Genomic DNA, 20,587 nt, shown 5'->3' on the forward strand with positions numbered 1-20,587 from the left:
CGATTCTATGATATAATCTTGGCAGTCCATAGTGATTGCCCTCCCTTGGAAGAAGTTGTGTGCAAACTTCATTCTACCATGTGGGGAAAATCACTATGGATTTTTTCTTAGGTGTCCAACTTCATTTTACAATCAACCATTAATAAAAACATTATCTTTTGCTTGGAATATTTTTTATTGATATTTTTAGTAGGATGTACGGCGTTCAAAAATGTACCGGGTGAAGAATACCAATATGAGCAGCTTTCAGAAACGCCTGGAATTGACGCATACCAAGCAATTGAAACAATTTGTTCTCCTGAAGATGCTGCACTTATGGAAGAAGACTTTTACGAAGAAGCTAAACTATGGAGGTATACAGCCCAAAAGGAAGTGTTCGTCTGTAGAGGAAAAGAAAAAATAGAAGCGAATATAGTGTTGAAGCTTTGTGAGTACAAAGGATATTCGGCAATTTATGCGGTTATTGATTACGGTTTTGAAAATTCGGATGTTTGGGAGCAAACAAGTGAGGCATGGCTCAATATAAAAAACAGCCAAACGCCAGAAGCTTTGCCAGAGGCAACGCTCGGCGTGACCGTTACAGGAAAGGGGCTTCCCGATCCGATTTTGACCGTATGCTCCTTTTACCCTAACATATTTGATTTACAGTATCAAAAAGGAATATCCTTCGCTGAAGAAAAGTTTTCTTTCAAGTAACAAATCAGTTGCCATTCAAGTGCCGTTGCCGCACGAAATTGTAAAACTTCGTTCGATGACGGCACTATTTTAGCTCAATATTTTATCGCAGTGTGAAAAAGCATGAAGAATGAGAAAACCGCGAACGGCCTGGAGTTTTGAGTGAAAGAACCTGCAAAAAACCGGAAAACGGCCGCACAAAGCGGTTTTTAGGTGACAGCGGGACGCAAAACGGCGGCAGAATACGCCGAATGCTGAAGCGGGACTTGCAACTGAATTTCGGGCATTCCGGGGCGTTTTGTCGGGCGAGGGGCCGAGGGCGCAGGGGATGAAAACAAGCGTTTACAAACCGTTTACGGAGCGTAAACAAGGATGCTGAAAAACAGCGTAAAACCGCATAAAACCGCCGTTTTTACGGCTTGTAAACGCATAAAAAAGAACCGTTTACAGATTGAGCATACAAGGCTCTCTCTGAGAACGGTTCTTTTTATTTTAATCGGCAAAAACTTGCCGACTAAAAGTTGCTTTGCCGATTAAGGTAAAATGCGGGTTTACATCAATAATAATAACGATTACTATTAATGCTCTTGCCGATTAAGATATGCACTATTGTTACATTTAGATATACCAAGACGGGTCAAATACGCCAATTATTTTCCCATTCACTCGGACGCTTTCATCCATTGGAATCGGATCGTATTTCGGATTTAAAGGGAGTAGTTCTTGGTCGCCAATCTTTTTTATATATCCATAGCCATCCATGGTGATAAGGGCAATATCTCCCGATTCTACAGGCTCGAAGTTTACCAGCACAATATCACCATTATGAAACTTAGGTTCCATACTATCTCCCGCAACAGGGACAGCAAAAGCAGCACGCCGAGTAAGCTCGTTGCCTACAACAGGATACTCTGTAAAAGACTCTGGGCCAAGATAGATTCCATTGCCGGCACAACCTGCCTGGTCTGAAAATTTAAGATAAATTTCATTAGGAAATTCAACAAATTTGTCCTCCAGTTGGTTGAGCGTACACCGCTCCAATTCTTTGTCAAGTATCATCGCAATAAGCTCTTTCCCATGCTGATCCAGCCGCTCATATTTCTCGAGCAGGGGTGATTTTTTATTCGCTTCAGGAAAAAAACGGGCTTTTGATACATTGGTATCGGTTAAGCCGAGCAAATATTCTCCAGTAACACCAAAAAATTTTTCTAATGCAGCCATCGCACGCGCGTTTGGATCACGCAAGCCATTTTCATAAGAAACAATAGATGAGTAACTCAAATTTGTTTTTTCAGCGAGTTCACTTTGCGTTAGGTGGTAAGTTAAACGTAGTTCGCGAACACGGTTATTTGATTTTGCGATGGGCTTATCCATAGAAATATCACCTACCTGTCGTTAAAAGTAAGTATACCATATAATTTTACGTTCGTAAAATACAAATTTCAACAAATTTAGGGTTGACTTTTACGTATGTAAAATATATTATATAGATGTACCTTGTACGAACGTAAAACTTTTAGCGTTGGAGGTGGGCAAATGCTTATTGCAAAAGTTGATAAAATCATTGAACTGCGAAAGGCACATGGATTAAATCAGAAGAGATTATCCGAAAAGGCAGGGCTTCCTGTGAATGCAGTTTTTCGAATTGAAACGGGTGCATATACGCGCACCCAAGATTTGAGGGCCAAGGCAATTGCAAACGCTTTGGAGTGTAAAGTTGAAGAAATATTCACAAGTGAGCAGGAGGCTCTTTAATGAACTTCCACTGGGAACTAAGGAAAAGCAGCTGCCGACGGCCGCTGAAAATCTTGACAGAATGGACCTTACGCGTCCTAGAAGTTCGTCGGCACGAGCTGGTGATCGGTCGCAGCCCAACGTGGGCACCATGCCGCATCCGGTACTACCCCGCTGTGGGCCGCATCTACATCCACGGCCCGGCGGGGCAGTATATCGGCTGGACGGACACACTGGCCGCCGCGATCGAGCTGCTTGCCTACGCCGATACAAGCCAAGTATTGCCCGGAAACGGGCTTTTAAACGAAAGGAGACCAGCAAAATGACACAGGAAATCAGACGCAGAAACGAGCCGCTCCTTGTGGGCGGCATGTACGGACAAGGCACCAGCCACTATCTCGTAACGGAACATCTGGACGGGTTCCTGTTCCCTGCCGTCCATCTGCGACGGCAGGACGGCTACGAACTGGATGCAGTGGGTGCGGCTTTGTACGATACGCCGCGAGGCGTGGAAATACAGTGGGACTACAGCCTGCATGGGCGCTTTGTGCCAGAGACATAAGGAGGCGACACCAATGGATGAGTTAAAAGGCAATTTTAAGGCTGCTTACGATGTGTTAAAACGCGCAGAGCGCTGCGTGCTTCTTCGCAGCAAGGCGGCGAACCCATCACACACCTACGCCGTGGGCGATGTGGACAGCAACGGCCTTGTATTCGGCCTTGTGCTGAAAACAGACCCGGAAGCAGCCGTGCGGGAGTTCCGCACACGGTCTTTCCCGAGTTGGTCGCCCTGGAATACATCCAAGGCTTGACACGCCCCGAAAAGTACGGAACATAGAAGCCGAAACAGCCCTGCGGGGCTGTCGTGCGGGGACTGACCGCCCCGTGCCTGATGATGGCAGGTCAAGCAAGCCCGCTCGAGGCGTGCAGAAAAACGGGGCCATGGCCCCTGTTTATTAAGTGAAGGGAGAAAAAGCAATGAAATGGCGAATCCGGAAATGCGGCCACGGCGGATATGAGGCTGAAAAAGGAATGCAGACGGAACCGGGCACACCCGCTCCCTCAGGGATAGGATGCATCATGCCAGCTTTTGTTGTGTATGAATCCGCTCACTTTGACACTTACTACGAGGCTGAACGATATATCGAACATCGACAGAGATGGTAGCCGAAACGGCCCGGTGGGCCGTCTGCCGGGAATGGCCACCCGGCACTGATGATGGCAGGCTAAGAAAGATGGTGGTTTTTTGGAAGTAAAACTGAATCTTCGGCAGGTAGCAGAACTAACAGGAATGCCGTTGAGGACAGTTCGATATAAGGCGCAGACAGGGCAGCTTAAAGCTGAAAGAATAATGAACGTGCAAAATCGCCCGGAATACGCAGTTTTGCTGTCAACTCTGTCACCCTCTGCCCAACTTCGCTACTTCAAGGAGCACGGTCAGCCATTCCCTCTTGTGTCAGAAAAGCCCGCTTCAGCAAAGGCGTACAAGCCGCTGGATCACTTTTCAGCAGCCGAGCGGGAGGAAATACGGCAGGAGATGGAAACACTTGCACGATGGCAGGAATACCGCAGGCAGCCGGGCCGCACGGCGGAGCTGGACGCTGAGTTTGTGGAGCTGCTGCGGCAGGAAGACCCAGGGCGCGCGGTGAGCGTGAAAACGCTGTACCGGAAGAAGAAAGCGCTGGAGGAAAACGACCTTGCGGGGCTGGTGGATGGCCGGGGCAAGGCGCGGAAGGGCCGGAGCAGCATCGACGAAACGGTGTGGCAGGCATTCCTCTCTTTCTACCTTGACCTGCGGGAGCCGAAAGCAAAGGAGTGCTACGAGGCGACCATCCAATATGTGCGCAGGCATTACCCGGCGCTGGTGGATGGCATTCCGACATACAGCACTTTTGTAAGGCACATTGAAAAGGATGTGCCGTATGCTGTGCAGCAGCTGGGACGCGAAGGAAAGAAAGCCCTGCGCGACCGCTGTGCCCCGTATGTGCGGCGCATCTACGACAACATGGAAAGCAATGAAATATGGGTGGCGGATAACCACACCTTTGACATCATAAGCCGAGACGGCAAGACAACGCACCGCCTGTACTTAACCGCATTCTTAGATGCACGCAGCGGTATCTTTACCGGGGTGTATGTGACGACGGCACCCAGCAGCCAGAGCACGGTGATCGCGCTGCGGCGGGGCATCCAGCGGTACGGCATCCCGGACGTAATCTATGTGGACAACGGCCGAGAATTTTTGACCTTCGACCTGGGCGGGCTGGGCCACCGGAAGAAAAAGAGCAAGGCGGCACAGGACCGGCACAATCCACCGACAATCCTGCAGCGGCTGGGCATTGAAATGATGAATGCGCAGGTGAAAAACGCCCGTGCAAAAATCATTGAACGGCGCTTTCTGGACTTTAAAAACCGCATATCAAAGCTGTTTGAAACGTACACAGGCGGCAACGTACTGGAGAAGCCGGAAAATCTGGAGAAGCTGCTGCGGGCTGGTAAAGGCCCCACGGACCTGGAACTGACCGAAGCCGTGGAGCAGCTGCTGGAGGGGTACTTGAACGAGCAGCCCTATGGCGGCGCGGTGGCAGCAGACCGCGGCAAGCCGCGTATGCAGGTATACAATGAGAATTTGCACCGCAAACGGGTGCCGCGCAGCGAGGAGGACTTGAACCTGCTGCTGATGCGCAGCACACGGGCCATTAAGGTGGACAGGCCGGGCGTGTACCTCACTGTTGGAAAAACCAAAATCTATTACCGCACAGACGAATTTGTGCTGAACTATCAAGGCGCAAAAGTATATCTTCGGTATGACCCGCTGGATTTGAGCCATGTGCGAGCCTATGACGAAGACGACCGCTTCATCATGGAGCTGCCTGCGGACAGCCGGATGGTACTGGAATACCGGGCCAGCGCAGAGGAAGTAAAGGAAGCGCAGCAGACGATTCGCAGCTTTGAAAAGCAGACGGCGGAACGGATGGCGGCCATGACGCTGAAAGAAATCGGGCCGAACACGAGGCTTGACCTTGCACTTGAGACCGCGCGGGAGAACATGGCGCGGCGCGCAGAAGAACCGGCACCGGGCGCAAAGCTGATCGAACTTCAAAGCGCCTACGAGGAACCGATGCTGAAGGCCGTGGGCGATATCGACCTTGACCGCATGATAAACAATATCATCACAGAGAACGGAGGATACGACGATGAGTAAAACGTACAATGAGGCACTGCTGCAGCGCGTGGAGGAATACCTGGCGAGCAGCGGGCTGAGCCAGAACAAGATGGCGCAGGCTGTGGGGCTGTCACAGACGGCATTGAGCAACTGGCGGCGGAAGATATACAACGGCGACCCGGCATATGTAGAGGGCAAGCTGAAGGAATATTTTGAGACGCAGGCGGCACGGGAGGCCGTGGAGGAACAGGCCGCCCCCTACCTTTCCGACACGGGCTATGTGCCCACAACGGTGAGCGAGGACATCTACAAGGGCATTAAATTTGCCCAGTTGGAGCGAGGGATGGTGGTGCTGCACGGAGATGCGGGTATCGGCAAAACTGAGGGTGCACGGAAATTCCTGCATGACTACCCGCACAACACAGTATTCATCACGGCGACACCAACCACGGGCTCGCTGAACTGCATCATCAAACTGCTGGCCCGGGCGCTGGGCGTGCCGGAGATGCGCGGCCGGATGGACACAATGCTGGCAATCCGGGAGAAGCTGGCGGGGACAAATAAGGTGGTTATTATCGACGAGGCCCAGCACCTGCGCCTTCCGGCGCTGGAAGAGCTGCGGACGCTGAGTGACCCGGATATCGTGACAGGCGTCCCCGGGAACGGGGTGTGCTTGATTGGAAACACGGAGGTGTACAGCCGGATGATGGGCCGCCAGCAGGCACAGTTCGCGCAGCTGTTCAGCCGCATCAAGATGAACCGCAACTACACCACACAGAAAGTGAAAAAGGAGGATATCCGGGCGCTGTTCCCCCGCTTGGCAGATGAAAAGCGGGACAAGGAGCTGGACTTCCTGTTCGGAATCGCAAAGGGGCGCTGGGGCGTGCGCGGCGCAAAGACCGTGTACAACAACAGCGTGCGAAATGAGAACGTGAGCTACGACGGGCTGTACAGCATGGCGGTACACCTGGGCGTGGGCTGGAATTAAACGGAGGAAAGACGGATGAACAGGAAGAAATGGTGCGCGGTATTTGTTGCAGGCTGCGCGGCCGGGCTTATGGTGGCAATCTGCACCAGCGTGTGGATGGAACGGCCGGGGGCTGCAGGCGGTGAGGTGCTGATTTTGCCGCTAATCTGGCTGTTGTTTTATGTAGGGTATGAGTTCGGGCGGCTGGCCACACTGGCTCAGGCAGAGCAGCGGCACAGGCGGCGCAGAAACGTGCCGCCGTACCGAGTAGAATAGAAAATCGAATAACGGGGTCTGCGGGCCCCGCCGTAATGCAGCCGCGCCAATGGCGCGCCGGTCACAAGCCCGGGAAAATGCAGAGTGCGGAATCGGAGGTGGACACAACGCTGAGTGAACAGGATAAATGCGAGATCCGGAAGTCGTATAGAAATGCGCTCGCCCCGCGCCAGCATGTGAAAATCCTGATGGAACTGTATCTTGCAAGTCGCGAGGAGATCGAGGAGGCGCTGGGCTTTACGCATAAGGAAGCACGGCGCCCAATACGGCGGCACACGGACGCTGGCAGGCCCAACACATACGCCAAGCATCCAATAGAGGTTAAGCGGCGTATCGTAGGACTTGTACTGAGTGGGATGACCTACGAGGAAGCCGGCGCCATGTATGACGTTTCGAAAAACACCGTGGCAAACTGGGTTATGAAGTACAGGCGCGGCGAACTGTCGCCCATCATGCTGAAGGAGGAAAAAGCCGATGCCAAACTGTAAGTTTTGCGGCAAGCCCGTAATATCCGCGCGCGTGATGCACGCGCACTGCTGGGAACAGAAAGTCATGGAGCTGATGAAAACTGTCTGCGACAGCTATTGCCGCTGGCCGCTTGAGTGCCGGAGCTCTGAGGAACTGGAGGAAAATCACTGTAACGACTGCGTGCTGATTCAGGCGCTCAACCTCGGGCTCTAACGTTCGAGGTTCATGCGGAGCCGCGGCCCAGGAGGGCCGGCGTAGCCGGTCATAACGGCAGCTCCGCACAATTTTGTGTTTTAGGGGGTGACATTATGAGACAAGATGATTGGAAACGAGCGAAAGAAATTCTTTCACGACCATATGGACAGATCACACTACTCGTTGATGGATACGAAGTGACGCTGCAGTTGCAAATGCTTCGGGGGATGTTCAGGAACGGAATCGCGGTATATATCAATGGGCAGTTTAAATGGAAATGGTTGACAACGGATTGTGAGGAAAGAAGACGTTTCATTGCTCAGCGGGAAGTTCCTCTTATGAACCGGCAGGAAATTGCACAATACAACCGTCTGCCAAAAGCGCAACAAAAAGCACTGAAGGATTATCGTGATCGCAAATACATCCGTTATGACACACACTGGACAGACTGGAATGCCATGGTGAAGCATTTTGAAGCAAACAACGAAGATATCCGTCTGAAGGAGGATGCCTGATGGAACAAATAGACATGACGAAATACCTGCCTTGTACCGCTCGTCTGGTGGGCGGCACACTGTACATACTGGACGGCGAGGGACGCGTGCAGCGCCGCCTGGATCCGCTGCAAACGGCCATCGAGTGGTTCCAGATGAGCAACGACGCCTTCTATGCGCGGTACGGTGTGAACTGGGTCCCGAAGGAGCCGTACTATTCGCAGGCGCGCCGGATGGTGCATTCAGGAGATGGCCGCCATGCGTGAAGTTATCCGGGGCAATGCCCCGGCCGTAATGCAGCCGCGCCGTTGCGCGCGCCGGTCACAAGCCCGGAGAAATGCAGAGTGAGGATTTTCTGATGGAAGGATGTGTACATAGTGGCAAGAAAAAAAGTGGCCAGTGAGCCGGTGCTGCGGGACTGGGCGGCGGTGGATGCAGCTCTGCGCGATCTGAAAGAGTGCCAGTACGCGCTTACAGAACTGGGCGTGGAGTTGGACCGCAGGATCGACGGCCTGAAGGACGACTACAATAAGAATGCACAGCCATTGCAGAACCGCATCAAGCGGCTGGAGGGTGACGTCAAGGAATATGTCGACGCGCATCGTGCAGAGCTGGACGGAAAAAGCCGGACGCTGGTATTCGGCAAGGTAGGATACCGCGCCTCCAGCAAGCTGATGCTGGCGCCTGCAAAAGTTACGGAAGCTATCGCCGCGCTCAAGGCCCTGGGCCGTAAGGAGCTGGTGAAAACCACGGAGACGCTGGACCGGGAGGCGCTGAAAAAGGAGCCGCCCGCGCTGCTGGAAAGCATCGGGGCATATATCCGCACGCGGGATGAATTTTACTATGACATCAGCGGCGAACAGCCAGAAGTGCAGTAAGGAAGGAGGAGCGGCCATGGGCGCTCTGGATATTGGCAAAGGGCAAGTAAAAAATATATATGCCATCGCGGCAAAGCTGGGCATGGTGGACCGGAGCAGCCATGAGGACGCGCTGCACGAGCTGGTGCAGGGGCTGACAGGCAAAACGTCCGTCAAGGATCTGACACATTCCGAGGCGCTGGAGGTCCTCACGGAACTGCGCCGACGCAGCGCACCAGCCGCTCCAAAGAAAAAACGGGCGCGGAAATATGATGAAACACCGGGCGGCGTCAGCGCGGCGCAGCAGAAAAAAGTGTGGTACCTCATGTTTCAACTTGAAAAGTTCGACCCGGCACCGGAGGGCGTGCAGCTGCGTGACCGTCTGTGCGGCCTGATTAGCAAACAGTTCAAGGTAACGAGTTTTCCTGCTCAACCGTTCCGATTCCTCACTTTTGAGCAAGGCGGCGTACTGATTGAGGGGCTCAAAAGCCTGACACAGCGCAAGGAACTGGAGTATCTGCACAGCGCTCGGTACCACCGTGAACAGGAGGCGGCTTCAAATGCGGAATGAGCTGCTGAACCACCTGCAGCTGGATGACCTGAAGGGCGAGGCGCATGAACTTGCTGAGACCATCGGTATGGACGCCTTCCGTCGGCTGGTGGATGTGTATGGCGGCACTGGCCGGGTGTACATTCCCCAGGCGGACACGCTGCTCATTCCCATCCGGGACAGGCTAATCCGGGAGGAATACAACGGGTATAACGTGTACGAGCTTTGTAAAAAATGGGACCTGGGCGAAAGTATGGTCCGCACGATCATTCGGGACAAAATCCGGGAGCTGCGGCAAGCCCCCATAGACGGCCAGGTCTCCCTGTTCGACGCTCCTGAAATTGAATGACCATTACAATTTTTTGCTGCATTTTTGTGGTGGATGGTTGTTGTAAAGATAAGGTATGATTTACTCGTAGCAACGAGGGGATCATACCTTTTTCTTTTCCCCTCAAGAGGAGGAGAAGGTATGGAGGGCATGCTGTTTGATGCCGGGACATGGTGGCTGGTGACGATCATCGTGACGGTCGTGGTGGGGTTGATCGGGTATCTGTTTGGACGGTCCGTATTTAAGGCGCTGGATGAAAACCGAGCGGACATCAAGGAAGTCCGGGAGAGCTACACCACGCAGAAAGACCATAAGGACGATCTGGACGATATCCGGCGCGAAATCAAGGAGGTACGCTCTGAGATGAAAACCGAGATACAGGCGCTTTCTGAGGATATCAAAGAGGTAAAGGAAAAATGCCTGCGCAAAAGCGACTTTGAGCGCAGTGTTCTGCAGCTGGAAAGCAAGGTAGACGCGCTGACGCGGTATCTGATGGAGAGGAGAGTATAAAATGCTGGACAAAAACTTGGAAGCCCGCACGGAGCTGACAAGCATGAGCTATGCAGCGGAGGTTTTTCTGCGGATGTTAAATCTGTATCGCGGCAGTTACTACAAGCTGCGCAACGCGGGGCCAATCCTTTCAGACGAAGAGCAGATTCCGCGGGCGGAACTTCGGGCAGCGCTGGACTACCTGCAGGAGAGCGGCTATATCGCAGCGCGGACGGTAAAGGACCACACACCGGCGCATGTATCCGACCTGCCGCTGGAAGACATGGAGTGTAAGCTGCTGCCCGCCGGGGTGCAGCTGCTGGGCGGGCATATCAAGGACCCGCTGGTACGGCCGTAAAGAAGGAGGAAGACGGGATGCAGACTTTACCCTTGAAAGGAAAACGGAGCTATGGGAAGATCGCATCCCTGCCGCCGGAAGTGCGAAACGCTGTTGACAACATGATACTAAGCTGTACAGTGCGTATCCCGGAAATACAGGCATACATCCAGGAGAAGGCGGACGTGTCGGTATCGGAATCGACGGTGAGCCGGTACGGCAAGCGGCTGGCGGACAGCTACAGGGACTTGATGATCGCGCAGGAGAGCTTTGAATCGCTGCGCAAGGAAGTGGAGAAATACCCGGAGCAGGACGCAGCGGAGGTTTTGCTGCGTATTGCAATCCACAAGATGATGGTGGCGCTGACCAGCAAGACGGACGAAGACTGGAACGAGATGCGCGTGGACAAGCTGATGCGTGAGATCAGCGGTGTGACGCGGGCGGTGGCGTATAAGCAGCGGGTGGATATGCAGAACAAGGACGTTGTGACCGCCGCGCTGGATGAGGTACAGGCGTCGGTGTTCTCGGCGCTGGCACAGGAACAGCCGGAGTTGTACAGGCAGGTTGCGAAGTTCATCGAGCGCAAAAAGAAAGAGGGCTTGTAAATGAACTGGTATGTGCTGCAAGTCTTAACAGGCCGGGAGCGGGACGTGTGTGAGGCGCTGCGGCGCAAGGGGGTGCGTGCCAGAGCTCCAGCGCAGCGGATGGATATCCGGCGGCGGGGACAGTGGCAGACTGAGGAGCGGCTGCTACTGCCGGGGTATGTGTTTGTGGGTGCGGAATACACGGCGGCGCTCTTCCATGTTGTTTCCCCTGTCTCCGGCGTCATCCGCTGGCTTGGGCTTCACTGTGGAGAGCCGCAGGCGCTGGACACACGGGAGACACTGCGGTGGCGGCTAGACATCGAGGAAACGCTGGAGCCCAGCCGGGTGCTGTTTCATGCGGACGGCACATGGCATGTACTGGACGGGCCGTTGGCGGCGTTTGCAGGCTGCCCGGTGCGGATGGAGCGGCGGCAGCGCCGGGCGTATGTGACGGCGGAGCTGGGCGGCGTAGCCCGGCGGGTGCGGTTCGGCGTTATCCCCGTGATGGAGGGCAGCGGACCATGAAGCGGAGGCGGGACCCGCGGCGGGAGCTGGCGCGGAAGATTTCCAGCGCGAAGCTGAAGGAGCCGCCAGAGCTGTGCACGCGGTGCGTGTGGGCGATGAAAGAGAGCGGGCGGCTCGCCTGTCCTTTCCCCCGCTGCGTGAAGTGGAAAACAGTTTTTTCAAAAGGCGTTTACGGCGCATAAAAACGGACACGGAAACCGGGAGCAAGGCGGGGTCGATTCGTCCCCCGCGGCGTGACCGGCGGGCATAGAAGAGCGGGAAGCCAGGCTGAAAGGCCCGGATGGCGAAGCATACCCAGCAGAAAACAGAACGCATCCTCCGTCTCGCCCTGCAATGCCGTTTAGCGCCGTTTCTGTGCCGTTTACGACCGTTTAAAAGCCCGTGGCGGGAAAACTGCCCGCCCGGGGACTTTTTTCGTTACAGGGGCAAATTCAAGGGCTTGTGGAGAAAGGAGGAGCAAAGGCCGGATGAGAAGGACACAGCAGTCAAGCATCGAGGCGCTGGAAAAGGCCATCGAGGAGCAAAAAAACACGCGCGATTTCAACTATATAAACGACCTTAAAATGCTCCGTAAACAGTATACCTGCACCAGTAAGCGAGACTATCTGAAGCTGCTGGACCTGCTGGTGGACAAATACAGTGCAGAAGAAACCGCCGCGGTCCATGCAGCACTGATGAAGAAGGTGCAGGCCGGAGACCTGGAGGCCATCCGGCTGTGGAATGAGATGTCGAAGGAAAACCGGGACGTCGGCGAGGGGGTGCAGATCATTGTCGAAGCTCCTCGTAAATGAAAGAATATCCCCTGCATTCAGAGATTTGTTGTGGCAGATCCTGCACGAGCACCCGCATACGGTAGTGTGCAAGGGCGGGCGCGGTTCTACCAAATCTTCTTTTATCGGCATCGCTGTCGTCATTCTCCTGCTGCAGCATCCGCAGTGCCACGCGGTGGTGCTGCGCAAGATAGCCAATACGCTGCGCAACAGCGTGTACGCGCAGATCCAGTGGGCCATCGGCGCGCTGGGGCTGCAGGACATGTTCCGATGCACAGTATCCCCCATGGAAATCACATATCTTCCCACAGGCCAGAAGATCCTTTTCTTCGGCCTGGACAAGCCGGAAAAGCTCAAGTCCATCAAGCTGCCGTTTGGATACATCGGCATCGACTGGTTTGAGGAGGCCGACCAGTTTTCCGGTGAGGCAGAGATCCGCAACGTCAAGCAGTCCACGCTGCGTGGCGGCGAGTTCGCCATGACGTTCCTGTCGTTCAACCCACCTGCGGCGGCCCGCAACTGGGCAAACCGGTATGCGCGGGAGACGGAGCCGGGCAAGATCATACACCACAGTACATATCTTACCACGCCGCGGGACTGGCTGGGACAACGATTTTTTGACGATGCGGAATTTTTGAAGAAAACGAAGCCCACATCCTACCGTCATGAGTATCTTGGCGAGGCCGTGGGCAACGGTACACAGGTTTTCGACAACATCCGGCTGGAGCCCATCACGAAGGCGCAGATCAACTCTTTCGGAGAAATTACCTCGGGCGTGGACTGGGGCTGGTACCCGGACCCGTGGGCATTCAACCGCATGTCCTACGACGCCGCCCGGCGCGCGCTGTACATTTTCGATGAACTCACCCGGCGCAAGCTCAACAACTTTGAGACCGCGCGCCTGGTCCTGTCCCGTATCCCTGAAGGCGAAGACGTTATCGCCGATTCTGCGGAGAAAAAGAGCTGCGGCGATTACCGGGATATGGGCATCAACTGCTTTGACGCAGTCAAAAAGCCAGGCAGCGTGCGCACCAGTATCATGTGGCTGCAGGGCCTTGCCGCCATCGTGATCGACCCGGTGCGCTGCCCGGATACGGCGAAGGAATTCACGGAGTATGAATATGAGACCACAAAGGACGGCGAGGTCACGTCCGCCTACCCGGACGCGGACAACCACCATATCGACGGCGTGCGGTACGGTACAAACCGCATCTGGCTGCGGGTGGGAACATGATGCGCCGTCTGCACGGATGGCTCGTCACGCGCTTTTTGCCGGTCTGGGCCAAGGAAACGATCCTTGAAGAAAACAAAAGGCTGCGCGCAGAGCTGGAACAGCAGCGTGCGGAAAACCGGGAGCTGCGCGCATATGCACGGGGCCTGGAGGAGGGCCTTTCCGCGCTGCACGGCATGAGGCTCAACATCACACTGGAAGGAGGCGGACCGGATGAGCATAGTGAAAGCGCTGTTTGACCAGAGCGTCATCAGCACGGACGAATGTTTCGGACAGCCGGACGTCACTTCCCAGGAGATGCGCGCCGCCATCAATGCATGGCGGGATACATACCTGAAGCGCGAGGGCGATAAGGCGTCCGATCCGTGCATGCGCATGGCTTACGTTATCGTGCATAAGCTGCAGAAAGGTGTTTTCGCAGAATACAGCTCAGATATTTTAGACAAGGAGAAAACGGCCAAGGGAAAATGGATGGACCGGAACCTGTCGCAGCTTGATCTCATCCGGGACAGCGTCCTGCAGTGGATGCTGATCGGCGGGGAATGCTGGGTAAAGCCTGTACCACGGCCCGCCCCCGATGGCAGCACGATTTTTGTGCCGCTGCTCGTACACAGGACAGACGCCGTGATCCTGGCGCGTGAACCGGACGGCCGCGTCACAAGCATCGTTACAGCGGAGCACACTGCCCGCGGCAGCCAGTACTATACACTGCTGGAACGCCGCACAGTGGATGCAAACGGATACTTGACCATTGAGAACAAGCTGTACGCGAGCTTTGACCGCGGTACGCTCGGTGTACGCACTGCACTTTCAAAGCTGGACCGGTACGCCCAACTGCCTGACCTCTATACGTACCCCGTTCCCGTTGGCGGCGTTGGAATGACGCCGCTGCGCGTGCCTCTGGCGAACTGTGTGGACGGCAGCATGGATGCCATCAGCATCTACGAGCCGGCCATGGGGCTGATCCGGAACATCGACCAGAACGAAAAGCAGCTGAACGATGAGTTCGAGCTGGCCCGGCACCGGTTAATTGCTCCGGCTGAGATGCTCAAAACAGGACGCGACGGCCGGCGTACTCTGGATGACAGTGTATTTGTCGCTCTGAAGGATATCCACAGCGACCTGGCGCCCACGGCGTTTACGCCGCAGCTGCGGGATGAACCCTACGAACGGCGTGAGCAGAAATATCTGCGCGCCATCGAGAACCAGATCGGGCTCAAGCGCGGGATGCTGTCCGACGCCCAGGAAGTTGAAAAAACCGCGTTTGAAGTCGCCAGTACGGCCGGCGACTACAACCTCAGCCTGCTCGACCTGCAGCAGGTCTGGTTCGACGGCGTGCGGGAATATCTCACCTTGTGCGATACGCTGGGCAAAATGTACCGGTACTGCGACCAGAGCGCGTGGGACGTAACGGAGCAGCTGGCCATCACCTGGGGCAACGGCGTGCTGTACGACCCTGATGGGGAGCTGGAAACGGATCTCCGTCTGGTGGCGGCGCAACTGCTCAAGCCTGAGATCGCGGTGGCCCGGCACTTCGACCAGCCCTGGGAGAATGAAGAGGACCTTAAAAATGTACGCGAAAAATATATGCCGGCCATGGAAGAGCTGGAACCGGAGGCATAACGTATGGAGCCGCTTGACCTGACGGGCGTAAAAGAGTACGCCTCCGAGATCGCGCAGCCGCTGCGCGACCGTCTGGTGGAGGACATCTGCCGGCGGGTAAAAGAGGCCGGGGCCATCACCACCACGGCGGAATATGAGATATACCGGGCTGAGCAGCTCGGTCTCGCTGAAAAGGAGATCAAGGCAGCCATCGCTGAGCAGTCCGGTATCAATGCCGGAGCCGTAGACATGCTGTTTGGGGATATTCTGGACAAGACTGTGCGATTTGAGGATAACGGCCAGCTGCAGCAGCTGGCCGCAGCCTACAAGAGGATCACGACACAGGGCGCGAACCGGCTGCTGAAAAATCTGTGGGCGCCCGGTCCGGACGGCAAGCTCTATTCCATCGGCGAAGCCTACGACAAAATCATGGACTTTGCTTTTGCACAGACCTTCTCCGGCACAACGGACGTCAACACAGCGCTGCGCCGGGCCACCAAGGAACTGGTGAAGCGCGGCGTCCGCACGATCCCGCGCAAAAACGGCAGCAATGTCAGCATTGAGTACGCCATGCGCAGCTATGTGATGAATCGGATGGGCGCCATGACCAATGCCGTGCAGCAGATGAACCACGACAAGCTGGGCTGCGACGGCTGGGAGATCAGCGCCCATTCAGGGCCCGCTCCGGACCATGCACCAATTCAGGGCCTGCAATATCCAGACGTAGAATATACCAAATTAAACAGCGGCCTTGCCCGTGCCATCGGCACGCTGCAGTGCAAGCACATCGCGTGGCCCATCCGCATGGGGAGGGACAAGCCTGTGTACACAAAACAGCAGCTGCAGCGGATGCTGGAGGAAAACGAGGCCGGCGTCCTGTATGAGGGCCGCCACTATACCCTGTACGAAGCCGGGCAGAAGCAGGCGGAGCTGGAGGCTCACATCCGGAATATTAAGAACAAGACACTGGCGGACGACGCGCTGGGCGACAAGGAAAACCTGCAGAAGCATCAGCTTATGCTGGCGCGGTACCGCCAGGAGTATTCCCGGTACTGTAAGGCCACCGGCCTGCAGCCACGCAGCGCACGCCTGCAGGCGGCCGGCTTCGGCCGGTCCGAGGCTGCGCGGGCAGCGGCTGCGGCAAAACGCGGTACAGCGGTCATGGCGAAAAATAACTCGCCTAAAATGCCGAGCAGTGGTATACTGAATGCAAAGAAAGTATTCCAGTCTCCGCAGGAGATAAATGCCGCAGCACTCCTGATTGACGCCGGGCTTGACGACTACGGCTTGCCTGCCAGCGTATTTTCCGGCAGAACGCTGCTCAAAGACAAGAGCTGCAGCGCTCTCGGCCGTGCAGAATGGTCCGGAGATGTTTCCGTCCGAGAGGATGCCGGACTTGATACACTGGTGCATGAGCTTCTGCATATGCGCTCAGCCAACCGGCTGCCCAATATGGTATACAGCGCCAATATTCGAATCGAAGAAGCGACCGTGCAGCTGCTGGCTCAGGAGATATGTAGAGATAACGGCATTGAAATATTGGCTCATACATATGAAAAAGGCGTGCGGTATCTTCAGGCGATCAACAAAACGGCAAAAATAGCTCCAACCGATCTGGAGTTCGGGCAAATGCTGCTCAACGTCCCGTTGGACAAGCGGCACGACTGGCTTGTAGAGCGTGTTGACGACTTTATCGCAGCAAACAACATCCCGCGGGATGTTGCGGGCGGACTGAGAAATTTATCGTATTGGTTTTGGGGAAGTGATCCGTTTTGACAGAAGAGATAAAAAAGAAGCTGGACTGGTACGCACGAAAAGCCGCGGATGGAAAAAAAGAGCCCATGTCCGAGACCGAGGAGGCGGCGTTTTCCTCTATATGTGCAGCTTTAATGGGACAGGTCCCGCAAATGCCGCTTGAGGAAGCAAATCAAATCGCGGATGCGTATAACGCAAAGCCCGGCATGACCGATCAGGAATGGCTCGACTTTGAAGAAGAGTACACACGGTTCTTTCAGAAATATCTTTCAGAGGAAGATTTAAAAGAGTACGCAGACTCCATGGTTGGCGACGTGCTGCCAATGATCTGTGACGCCATTCGGATGAAACACAAAAATGCATACAGTGAAAAATAGTTACCCCACTAAATAAGGTATACAGGGACCCGTCCGCGGGTCCCTTTTACAATGCCCAAAAACAGGCTTTAAATGCCGGTTTAAGGGCATTTTTAAATTGCTTTTACCGCTGGCCCGGCGGACAAGAAAAGGGGCGCCGCAATACCGGGACTGGCCGGATAAAAAGGACAGCGGCTGACGAACATCCACCCACCCATCCGAAAGGAGCAAAAAAATGACGTTTGACTGGCTGAAATCCATTCTCGGGGACGCATACACCGAGGACGCCGACAAGGCCGTCGCCGCAGAGATCGGCAAACGCTTTACGGCGAAGGCTGATTTCGAGGCGCGGAACACGGAACTGAAAAACATCAAGGCCCAGCTGGCGGAGGCCAACAAGACCATCGAAGGCCTGCAGGCCGCAGACAAGGATATCGAGGCCGTGCGCAAAGAGGCAGCGGAGTATAAGGCCAAGGCCGAGCAGGCGGAAAAAGACGCTGCCGAGCAGCTGGAGTCGTATAAGTTCAACGCCTGGTTTGACGGCCTGGTGGCACAGAACCACGGCCGTGACGGCGCGGTGATCCGCACGCTGGCGGGCACGGAGCGTATGGACGCTTTGCGCAAGAGCCAGAACCGGGACGAAGACGGCAAGGCCCTGTTTAACGATCTGCTGAAGAACAGCGCCTACGCTTTCGAAGACCAGATGCCGCCTCCGCCTCCCTATGCCGGCGGCACAGGCACCACGTCCTTTGCCGGCGACAACGCCGCCATGCGCGCGGCCATGGGCCTGCCCGCAGAGAAGAAATAACCCTGAGAAAGAGAGGAAAAAACAATGGCAAATCTCATTGAACTCGCAAAATCCTACGTCCCCATGCTGGACGAGGTGTACAAACTGGCGTCCTGTACGTCCGACCTGGACGGCGCGCCGGAGCTCGCGCGCCAGGGCGCTAACGCCAACGAGCTCATCATCCCCATGCTGGAGATGGACGGCTTGGCCGATTACGACCGCAACGGCGGATACGTGGACGGCGACGTCAAGATGGAGAACCGGACCGTGCAGTGCAATTTCGACCGCGGCCGTATGTTCACCGTGGATACTATGGACAATGCTGAGACCGCGGGCCTCGCTTTTGGCCGCCTGGCCGCGGAGTTCATCCGCACCAAGGTCGTGCCGGAGCTGGATGCCTTCCGCTTCGCCTGTTATGCGGGCAAGCCTGGTACCAGTTCCGCGGAGGGCACGCTGGCAAGCGGCGCGGACGTGATCGCGGCCATCAGCGCCGCCGTGACCGAGATGGACGAAAATGAGGTGCCGTCCGACCAGCGCCATCTGCGCATCACCTCCACGCTGCTGCGCGCCATCAAGGATATGGACAGCTATAAGTCGCGGGAAGTCCTGGAGAGCTTTGCGTCCGTCAAGCCCGTGCCCCAGCGCCGATTCTACACCGCCATCGAGCAGCTGAGCGGCAAAGACGGAGAGAAGGCCGGCGGGTTCCGGAAGTACGGCAAGCACTACGTCAAGTGCGCGCAAGGCGATACCGGAGCGCTGGAGGTCATCGCGGACAGCGGCACTGTGTCCGGCGCTCAGATCAAGGCAGCCGACGTCACGCCCGTTGCCGATCCTGCATACAAGCCCGCCGCCGGCGACTATGTCAAGGCTGTGGCCGGCGCGGAGATCAACTTCATGATCCTCCATGCTCCGGCGCTTATCCAGTTCCAGAAGCATGTGGCTCCGAAGATCGTATCCCCGGAGCAGAACCAGACTGGGGACGCCTGGAAATACGGGTACCGCAACTTCGGCATCGCGGACGTCTACGCAAATAAGTTCGCCGGTGTGTTCTGCCATCATAAGGCCGCCGGCGTCTGAGAAAGGAGACCATCATGGGCAAATTGATCGGTAAAACATACGCAACCCCGGCCCCCGCGGCCGTGGTGCCCGCTGCGGCCGTGCAGCCGCCCGCTGTGTTCGCCTGCCCGCACTGCGGCAAGGAGTACAAAACGGAAAAGGGCCTGGCGGATCACATCGCCAAAGAACACGCCGACGCACCGGCACCGGACGGGGAATAACGGAGGGAGGCAGCCGGTATGGCCTATGCGGACTACGCATTTTATTCCGGCACATGGCACGGGACCATGCCGGAGGCTGATTTCGACAAGTGGGCAGATCGGGCAAGCCTTGAGATCGACCGCGTGACGTTCGACCGCGCGGCCGATGCTCCCGACAATATGTCCAAACGCCTGCAGCTGTGCTGCTGTGCGCTGGCGGACCAGCTGGAGGCTTGGGCGGCCCTGGACGCAAAAACCCAGGCTGGAGCTGTTGCCAGCGAGAACGTGGACGGCTACAGCGTGAGCTGGAGAGACGGCGGTACGCCCGCGGCGATGCGGGCGGACCGCCAGTCCGTTCTCTCCGGCATCTGTTCGGACTACCTCACCTATCCTGAGAACCTCATGTATACGGGAGTGTGGCGGCCATGACGACGCCGAATGCGGATATAACTCTGTACCACAAGGAGTACGACGCCGAAAAGCGCGACTACACCTACACGCCCAATCAGTTCCCCGGCGTGTTTTGGTACGGCGGCCAGGGCGTAACGCTATCCTCCGGAGGTTTGAAGGCGTCGGACGGATACATCGTGCGCATCCTCACGGATGCCGAGATCAGCGCCGGTGCGGATGACATCGTTGTGCGCGGGCTTGTGTCCGACGCAGTAACAAAAGCCGGAGACCTTACGCAGAAATACAAGGGCCGGTGCTTTGTGGTGACTGCCGTGCGGGATAACCGCCGCGGCAGCCCCTCCATGCACCACTGGAGGCTGGAGGGAAAATAGCCGTGGCAGATAAACGGAAGATCTCGACGCCGCGCGGCTGCGTTGTTTCATCCAACGGCCAGACCGCGCAGCTTATCTGGAACCCGGACTTTACACCGCGCCGCACAAAGCAGTTCTCAAACTGCCAGAAGTACGTGGATGAGGCCGTATTGAAATACAGCAGCCCCTTCGTACCTATGGAAACAGGCGTGCTGGACAAATCCGGCATCCTCGGCACAGACGTCGGCTCCGGCGAGGTGCAGTACATCACGCCCTATGCGGCGAAGCTGTACCGCCATCCGGAATACAGCTTCAGCACGCGGTATCATCAGCTCGCGCAGGCTGAGTGGTTCGAAGCTATGAAAAAGCAGCACCGCGACGAGATACTCGCGGCGGCAGCAACGTATTTTGACTAAACAGGAGG

The 20,587-nt window shown here is 55.9% G+C and carries 32 protein-coding genes and 2 other RNA genes; 33 read left to right on the forward strand and 1 reads right to left on the reverse strand.

Annotated elements, in window-relative coordinates:
* Positions 1-111: 111 nt before the first annotated feature.
* Entirely contained in the window at positions 112-696 is a 585-nt protein-coding gene (locus IIY41_RS04395) for a hypothetical protein (RefSeq protein ID WP_287399928.1), read from the forward strand.
* A 597-nt stretch (positions 697-1,293) separates the two neighbouring features.
* On the opposite strand, the gene IIY41_RS04400 is transcribed toward IIY41_RS04395, so the two are convergent.
* Positions 1,294-2,049, reverse strand: a complete 756-nt coding sequence (locus IIY41_RS04400) for an XRE family transcriptional regulator (protein ID WP_119980865.1) — start codon at positions 2,047-2,049, stop codon at positions 1,294-1,296.
* Positions 2,050-2,211: 162 nt separating this feature from the next.
* On the opposite strand from IIY41_RS04400, the gene IIY41_RS04405 reads away from it, so the two are divergent.
* From IIY41_RS04405 to IIY41_RS04560, 32 genes are all read left to right on the forward strand, one after another.
* Positions 2,212-2,430 (forward strand): helix-turn-helix transcriptional regulator, encoded by a 219-nt coding sequence (locus tag IIY41_RS04405; RefSeq protein WP_050004896.1) that lies wholly within the window; start codon positions 2,212-2,214, stop codon positions 2,428-2,430.
* Between the two features lie 101 nt (positions 2,431-2,531).
* A complete protein-coding gene (locus tag IIY41_RS04410) occupies positions 2,532-2,735 on the forward strand; it encodes a hypothetical protein (RefSeq protein WP_287399930.1) in 204 nt (67 codons plus the stop codon).
* Positions 2,732-2,971 carry a hypothetical protein gene (locus IIY41_RS04415; RefSeq protein ID WP_287399931.1) on the forward strand — a complete coding sequence of 80 codons (240 nt, stop codon included), beginning with the start codon at positions 2,732-2,734 and terminating at the stop codon, positions 2,969-2,971. The genes IIY41_RS04410 and IIY41_RS04415 overlap by 4 nt, the downstream gene beginning before the upstream one ends.
* A 13-nt stretch (positions 2,972-2,984) precedes the next feature.
* Positions 2,985-3,221, forward strand: a complete 237-nt coding sequence (locus tag IIY41_RS04420) for a hypothetical protein (RefSeq protein ID WP_287399933.1) — start codon at positions 2,985-2,987, stop codon at positions 3,219-3,221.
* Between the two features lie 27 nt (positions 3,222-3,248).
* Positions 3,249-3,317, forward strand: an RNA gene (locus tag IIY41_RS04425) — hammerhead ribozyme type II.
* A 257-nt stretch (positions 3,318-3,574) separates the two neighbouring features.
* Positions 3,575-3,640, forward strand: an RNA gene (locus tag IIY41_RS04430) — hammerhead ribozyme type II.
* Positions 3,641-3,946: 306 nt separating this feature from the next.
* On the forward strand, positions 3,947-5,614 hold the full coding sequence (locus IIY41_RS04435) for a DNA-binding domain-containing protein (RefSeq protein ID WP_287399935.1): 1,668 nt from the start codon (positions 3,947-3,949) through the stop codon (positions 5,612-5,614).
* Entirely contained in the window at positions 5,607-6,563 is a 957-nt protein-coding gene (locus tag IIY41_RS04440; protein ID WP_119980870.1) for an AAA family ATPase, read from the forward strand. The genes IIY41_RS04435 and IIY41_RS04440 overlap by 8 nt, the downstream gene beginning before the upstream one ends.
* Positions 6,564-6,578: 15 nt before the next feature.
* The gene (locus tag IIY41_RS04445; protein ID WP_287399937.1) at positions 6,579-6,818 is read left to right on the forward strand and encodes a hypothetical protein; all 240 of its coding nucleotides are present in this window, start codon (positions 6,579-6,581) and stop codon (positions 6,816-6,818) included.
* A 77-nt stretch (positions 6,819-6,895) separates the two neighbouring features.
* Positions 6,896-7,306: a helix-turn-helix domain-containing protein gene (locus IIY41_RS04450; RefSeq protein ID WP_119980901.1), complete on the forward strand. Its 411-nt coding sequence runs from the start codon at positions 6,896-6,898 to the stop codon at positions 7,304-7,306.
* Entirely contained in the window at positions 7,293-7,499 is a 207-nt protein-coding gene (locus tag IIY41_RS04455; RefSeq protein ID WP_119980872.1) for a hypothetical protein, read from the forward strand. The genes IIY41_RS04450 and IIY41_RS04455 overlap by 14 nt, the downstream gene beginning before the upstream one ends.
* A gap of 95 nt (positions 7,500-7,594) precedes the next feature.
* Positions 7,595-7,996: a hypothetical protein gene (locus IIY41_RS04460; protein WP_287399940.1), complete on the forward strand. Its 402-nt coding sequence runs from the start codon at positions 7,595-7,597 to the stop codon at positions 7,994-7,996.
* On the forward strand, positions 7,996-8,241 hold the full coding sequence (locus IIY41_RS04465) for a hypothetical protein (RefSeq protein WP_205485476.1): 246 nt from the start codon (positions 7,996-7,998) through the stop codon (positions 8,239-8,241). The genes IIY41_RS04460 and IIY41_RS04465 overlap by 1 nt, the downstream gene beginning before the upstream one ends.
* Before the next feature lie 111 nt (positions 8,242-8,352).
* Entirely contained in the window at positions 8,353-8,853 is a 501-nt protein-coding gene (locus IIY41_RS04470) for a host-nuclease inhibitor Gam family protein (protein WP_119980874.1), read from the forward strand.
* Positions 8,854-8,869: 16 nt separating this feature from the next.
* Positions 8,870-9,403, forward strand: a complete 534-nt coding sequence (locus tag IIY41_RS04475; RefSeq protein WP_119980875.1) for a regulatory protein GemA — start codon at positions 8,870-8,872, stop codon at positions 9,401-9,403.
* Complete coding sequence (locus IIY41_RS04480; protein ID WP_119980876.1) at positions 9,393-9,731, forward strand: Mor transcription activator family protein; 339 nt, start codon at positions 9,393-9,395, stop codon at positions 9,729-9,731. Before IIY41_RS04475 ends, IIY41_RS04480 begins: the two co-directional genes overlap by 11 nt.
* Positions 9,732-9,851: 120 nt before the next feature.
* On the forward strand, positions 9,852-10,220 hold the full coding sequence (locus tag IIY41_RS04485; RefSeq protein WP_243134088.1) for a hypothetical protein: 369 nt from the start codon (positions 9,852-9,854) through the stop codon (positions 10,218-10,220).
* Position 10,221: 1 nt separating this feature from the next.
* The gene (locus IIY41_RS04490; protein WP_119980877.1) at positions 10,222-10,557 is read left to right on the forward strand and encodes a hypothetical protein; all 336 of its coding nucleotides are present in this window, start codon (positions 10,222-10,224) and stop codon (positions 10,555-10,557) included.
* Positions 10,558-10,574: 17 nt separating this feature from the next.
* Positions 10,575-11,141 (forward strand): phage protein Gp27 family protein, encoded by a 567-nt coding sequence (locus tag IIY41_RS04495; protein ID WP_117461459.1) that lies wholly within the window; start codon positions 10,575-10,577, stop codon positions 11,139-11,141.
* Complete coding sequence (locus tag IIY41_RS04500; RefSeq protein ID WP_119980878.1) at positions 11,142-11,645, forward strand: transcription termination/antitermination NusG family protein; 504 nt, start codon at positions 11,142-11,144, stop codon at positions 11,643-11,645.
* Between the two features lie 467 nt (positions 11,646-12,112).
* A complete protein-coding gene (locus IIY41_RS04505; RefSeq protein ID WP_119980880.1) occupies positions 12,113-12,436 on the forward strand; it encodes a hypothetical protein in 324 nt (107 codons plus the stop codon).
* Positions 12,414-13,649 (forward strand): PBSX family phage terminase large subunit, encoded by a 1,236-nt coding sequence (locus tag IIY41_RS04510; RefSeq protein WP_287399949.1) that lies wholly within the window; start codon positions 12,414-12,416, stop codon positions 13,647-13,649. The genes IIY41_RS04505 and IIY41_RS04510 overlap by 23 nt, the downstream gene beginning before the upstream one ends.
* Positions 13,646-13,885, forward strand: a complete 240-nt coding sequence (locus IIY41_RS04515; protein WP_287399951.1) for a hypothetical protein — start codon at positions 13,646-13,648, stop codon at positions 13,883-13,885. The genes IIY41_RS04510 and IIY41_RS04515 overlap by 4 nt, the downstream gene beginning before the upstream one ends.
* Complete coding sequence (locus IIY41_RS04520) at positions 13,860-15,269, forward strand: hypothetical protein (RefSeq protein WP_287399953.1); 1,410 nt, start codon at positions 13,860-13,862, stop codon at positions 15,267-15,269. The genes IIY41_RS04515 and IIY41_RS04520 overlap by 26 nt, the downstream gene beginning before the upstream one ends.
* Positions 15,270-15,272: 3 nt before the next feature.
* Positions 15,273-17,024, forward strand: coding sequence for a phage minor capsid protein (locus IIY41_RS04525; protein ID WP_287399954.1), 1,752 nt, complete (start codon positions 15,273-15,275; stop codon positions 17,022-17,024).
* Positions 17,021-17,380, forward strand: a complete 360-nt coding sequence (locus IIY41_RS04530; RefSeq protein WP_282147205.1) for a hypothetical protein — start codon at positions 17,021-17,023, stop codon at positions 17,378-17,380. Before IIY41_RS04525 ends, IIY41_RS04530 begins: the two co-directional genes overlap by 4 nt.
* 214 nt (positions 17,381-17,594) lie before the next feature.
* Entirely contained in the window at positions 17,595-18,167 is a 573-nt protein-coding gene (locus IIY41_RS04535; protein WP_287399957.1) for a phage scaffolding protein, read from the forward strand.
* 24 nt (positions 18,168-18,191) lie between these two features.
* Positions 18,192-19,223 (forward strand): hypothetical protein, encoded by a 1,032-nt coding sequence (locus IIY41_RS04540; RefSeq protein WP_287399958.1) that lies wholly within the window; start codon positions 18,192-18,194, stop codon positions 19,221-19,223.
* A gap of 14 nt (positions 19,224-19,237) precedes the next feature.
* A complete protein-coding gene (locus IIY41_RS04545; RefSeq protein ID WP_287399960.1) occupies positions 19,238-19,423 on the forward strand; it encodes a hypothetical protein in 186 nt (61 codons plus the stop codon).
* 18 nt (positions 19,424-19,441) lie between these two features.
* Positions 19,442-19,831 carry a head-tail connector protein gene (locus tag IIY41_RS04550; RefSeq protein WP_119980889.1) on the forward strand — a complete coding sequence of 130 codons (390 nt, stop codon included), beginning with the start codon at positions 19,442-19,444 and terminating at the stop codon, positions 19,829-19,831.
* Entirely contained in the window at positions 19,828-20,184 is a 357-nt protein-coding gene (locus IIY41_RS04555; protein ID WP_119980890.1) for a DUF6751 family protein, read from the forward strand. The genes IIY41_RS04550 and IIY41_RS04555 overlap by 4 nt, the downstream gene beginning before the upstream one ends.
* 2 nt (positions 20,185-20,186) lie before the next feature.
* Positions 20,187-20,579, forward strand: coding sequence for a capsid protein (locus tag IIY41_RS04560; protein ID WP_119980891.1), 393 nt, complete (start codon positions 20,187-20,189; stop codon positions 20,577-20,579).
* Positions 20,580-20,587 lie beyond the last annotated feature (8 nt).

It is taken from the genome of Ruthenibacterium sp. (genome assembly GCF_017421385.1).
GTDB lineage: Bacteria > Bacillota > Clostridia > Oscillospirales > Ruminococcaceae > Ruthenibacterium > Ruthenibacterium lactatiformans.

Coding starts and splice junctions, on each gene's coding strand:
- IIY41_RS04490 (WP_119980877.1), top strand. CDS start 10,222: ATGCTGGACAAAAACTTGGAAGCCCGCACGGAGCTGACAAGCATGAGC.
- IIY41_RS04505 (WP_119980880.1), top strand. CDS start 12,113: ATGAGAAGGACACAGCAGTCAAGCATCGAGGCGCTGGAAAAGGCCATC.
- IIY41_RS04450 (WP_119980901.1), top strand. CDS start 6,896: ATGCAGAGTGCGGAATCGGAGGTGGACACAACGCTGAGTGAACAGGAT.
- IIY41_RS04540 (WP_287399958.1), top strand. CDS start 18,192: ATGGCAAATCTCATTGAACTCGCAAAATCCTACGTCCCCATGCTGGAC.
- IIY41_RS04495 (WP_117461459.1), top strand. CDS start 10,575: ATGCAGACTTTACCCTTGAAAGGAAAACGGAGCTATGGGAAGATCGCA.
- IIY41_RS04455 (WP_119980872.1), top strand. CDS start 7,293: ATGCCAAACTGTAAGTTTTGCGGCAAGCCCGTAATATCCGCGCGCGTG.
- IIY41_RS04480 (WP_119980876.1), top strand. CDS start 9,393: ATGCGGAATGAGCTGCTGAACCACCTGCAGCTGGATGACCTGAAGGGC.
- IIY41_RS04485 (WP_243134088.1), top strand. CDS start 9,852: ATGGAGGGCATGCTGTTTGATGCCGGGACATGGTGGCTGGTGACGATC.
- IIY41_RS04500 (WP_119980878.1), top strand. CDS start 11,142: ATGAACTGGTATGTGCTGCAAGTCTTAACAGGCCGGGAGCGGGACGTG.
- IIY41_RS04525 (WP_287399954.1), top strand. CDS start 15,273: ATGGAGCCGCTTGACCTGACGGGCGTAAAAGAGTACGCCTCCGAGATC.
- IIY41_RS04475 (WP_119980875.1), top strand. CDS start 8,870: ATGGGCGCTCTGGATATTGGCAAAGGGCAAGTAAAAAATATATATGCC.
- IIY41_RS04520 (WP_287399953.1), top strand. CDS start 13,860: ATGAGCATAGTGAAAGCGCTGTTTGACCAGAGCGTCATCAGCACGGAC.
- IIY41_RS04545 (WP_287399960.1), top strand. CDS start 19,238: ATGGGCAAATTGATCGGTAAAACATACGCAACCCCGGCCCCCGCGGCC.
- IIY41_RS04445 (WP_287399937.1), top strand. CDS start 6,579: ATGAACAGGAAGAAATGGTGCGCGGTATTTGTTGCAGGCTGCGCGGCC.
- IIY41_RS04435 (WP_287399935.1), top strand. CDS start 3,947: ATGGAAACACTTGCACGATGGCAGGAATACCGCAGGCAGCCGGGCCGC.
- IIY41_RS04400 (WP_119980865.1), bottom strand. CDS start 2,049: ATGGATAAGCCCATCGCAAAATCAAATAACCGTGTTCGCGAACTACGT.
- IIY41_RS04465 (WP_205485476.1), top strand. CDS start 7,996: ATGGAACAAATAGACATGACGAAATACCTGCCTTGTACCGCTCGTCTG.
- IIY41_RS04440 (WP_119980870.1), top strand. CDS start 5,607: ATGAGTAAAACGTACAATGAGGCACTGCTGCAGCGCGTGGAGGAATAC.
- IIY41_RS04550 (WP_119980889.1), top strand. CDS start 19,442: ATGGCCTATGCGGACTACGCATTTTATTCCGGCACATGGCACGGGACC.
- IIY41_RS04420 (WP_287399933.1), top strand. CDS start 2,985: ATGGATGAGTTAAAAGGCAATTTTAAGGCTGCTTACGATGTGTTAAAA.
- IIY41_RS04515 (WP_287399951.1), top strand. CDS start 13,646: ATGATGCGCCGTCTGCACGGATGGCTCGTCACGCGCTTTTTGCCGGTC.
- IIY41_RS04415 (WP_287399931.1), top strand. CDS start 2,732: ATGACACAGGAAATCAGACGCAGAAACGAGCCGCTCCTTGTGGGCGGC.
- IIY41_RS04460 (WP_287399940.1), top strand. CDS start 7,595: ATGAGACAAGATGATTGGAAACGAGCGAAAGAAATTCTTTCACGACCA.
- IIY41_RS04555 (WP_119980890.1), top strand. CDS start 19,828: ATGACGACGCCGAATGCGGATATAACTCTGTACCACAAGGAGTACGAC.
- IIY41_RS04405 (WP_050004896.1), top strand. CDS start 2,212: ATGCTTATTGCAAAAGTTGATAAAATCATTGAACTGCGAAAGGCACAT.
- IIY41_RS04535 (WP_287399957.1), top strand. CDS start 17,595: ATGACGTTTGACTGGCTGAAATCCATTCTCGGGGACGCATACACCGAG.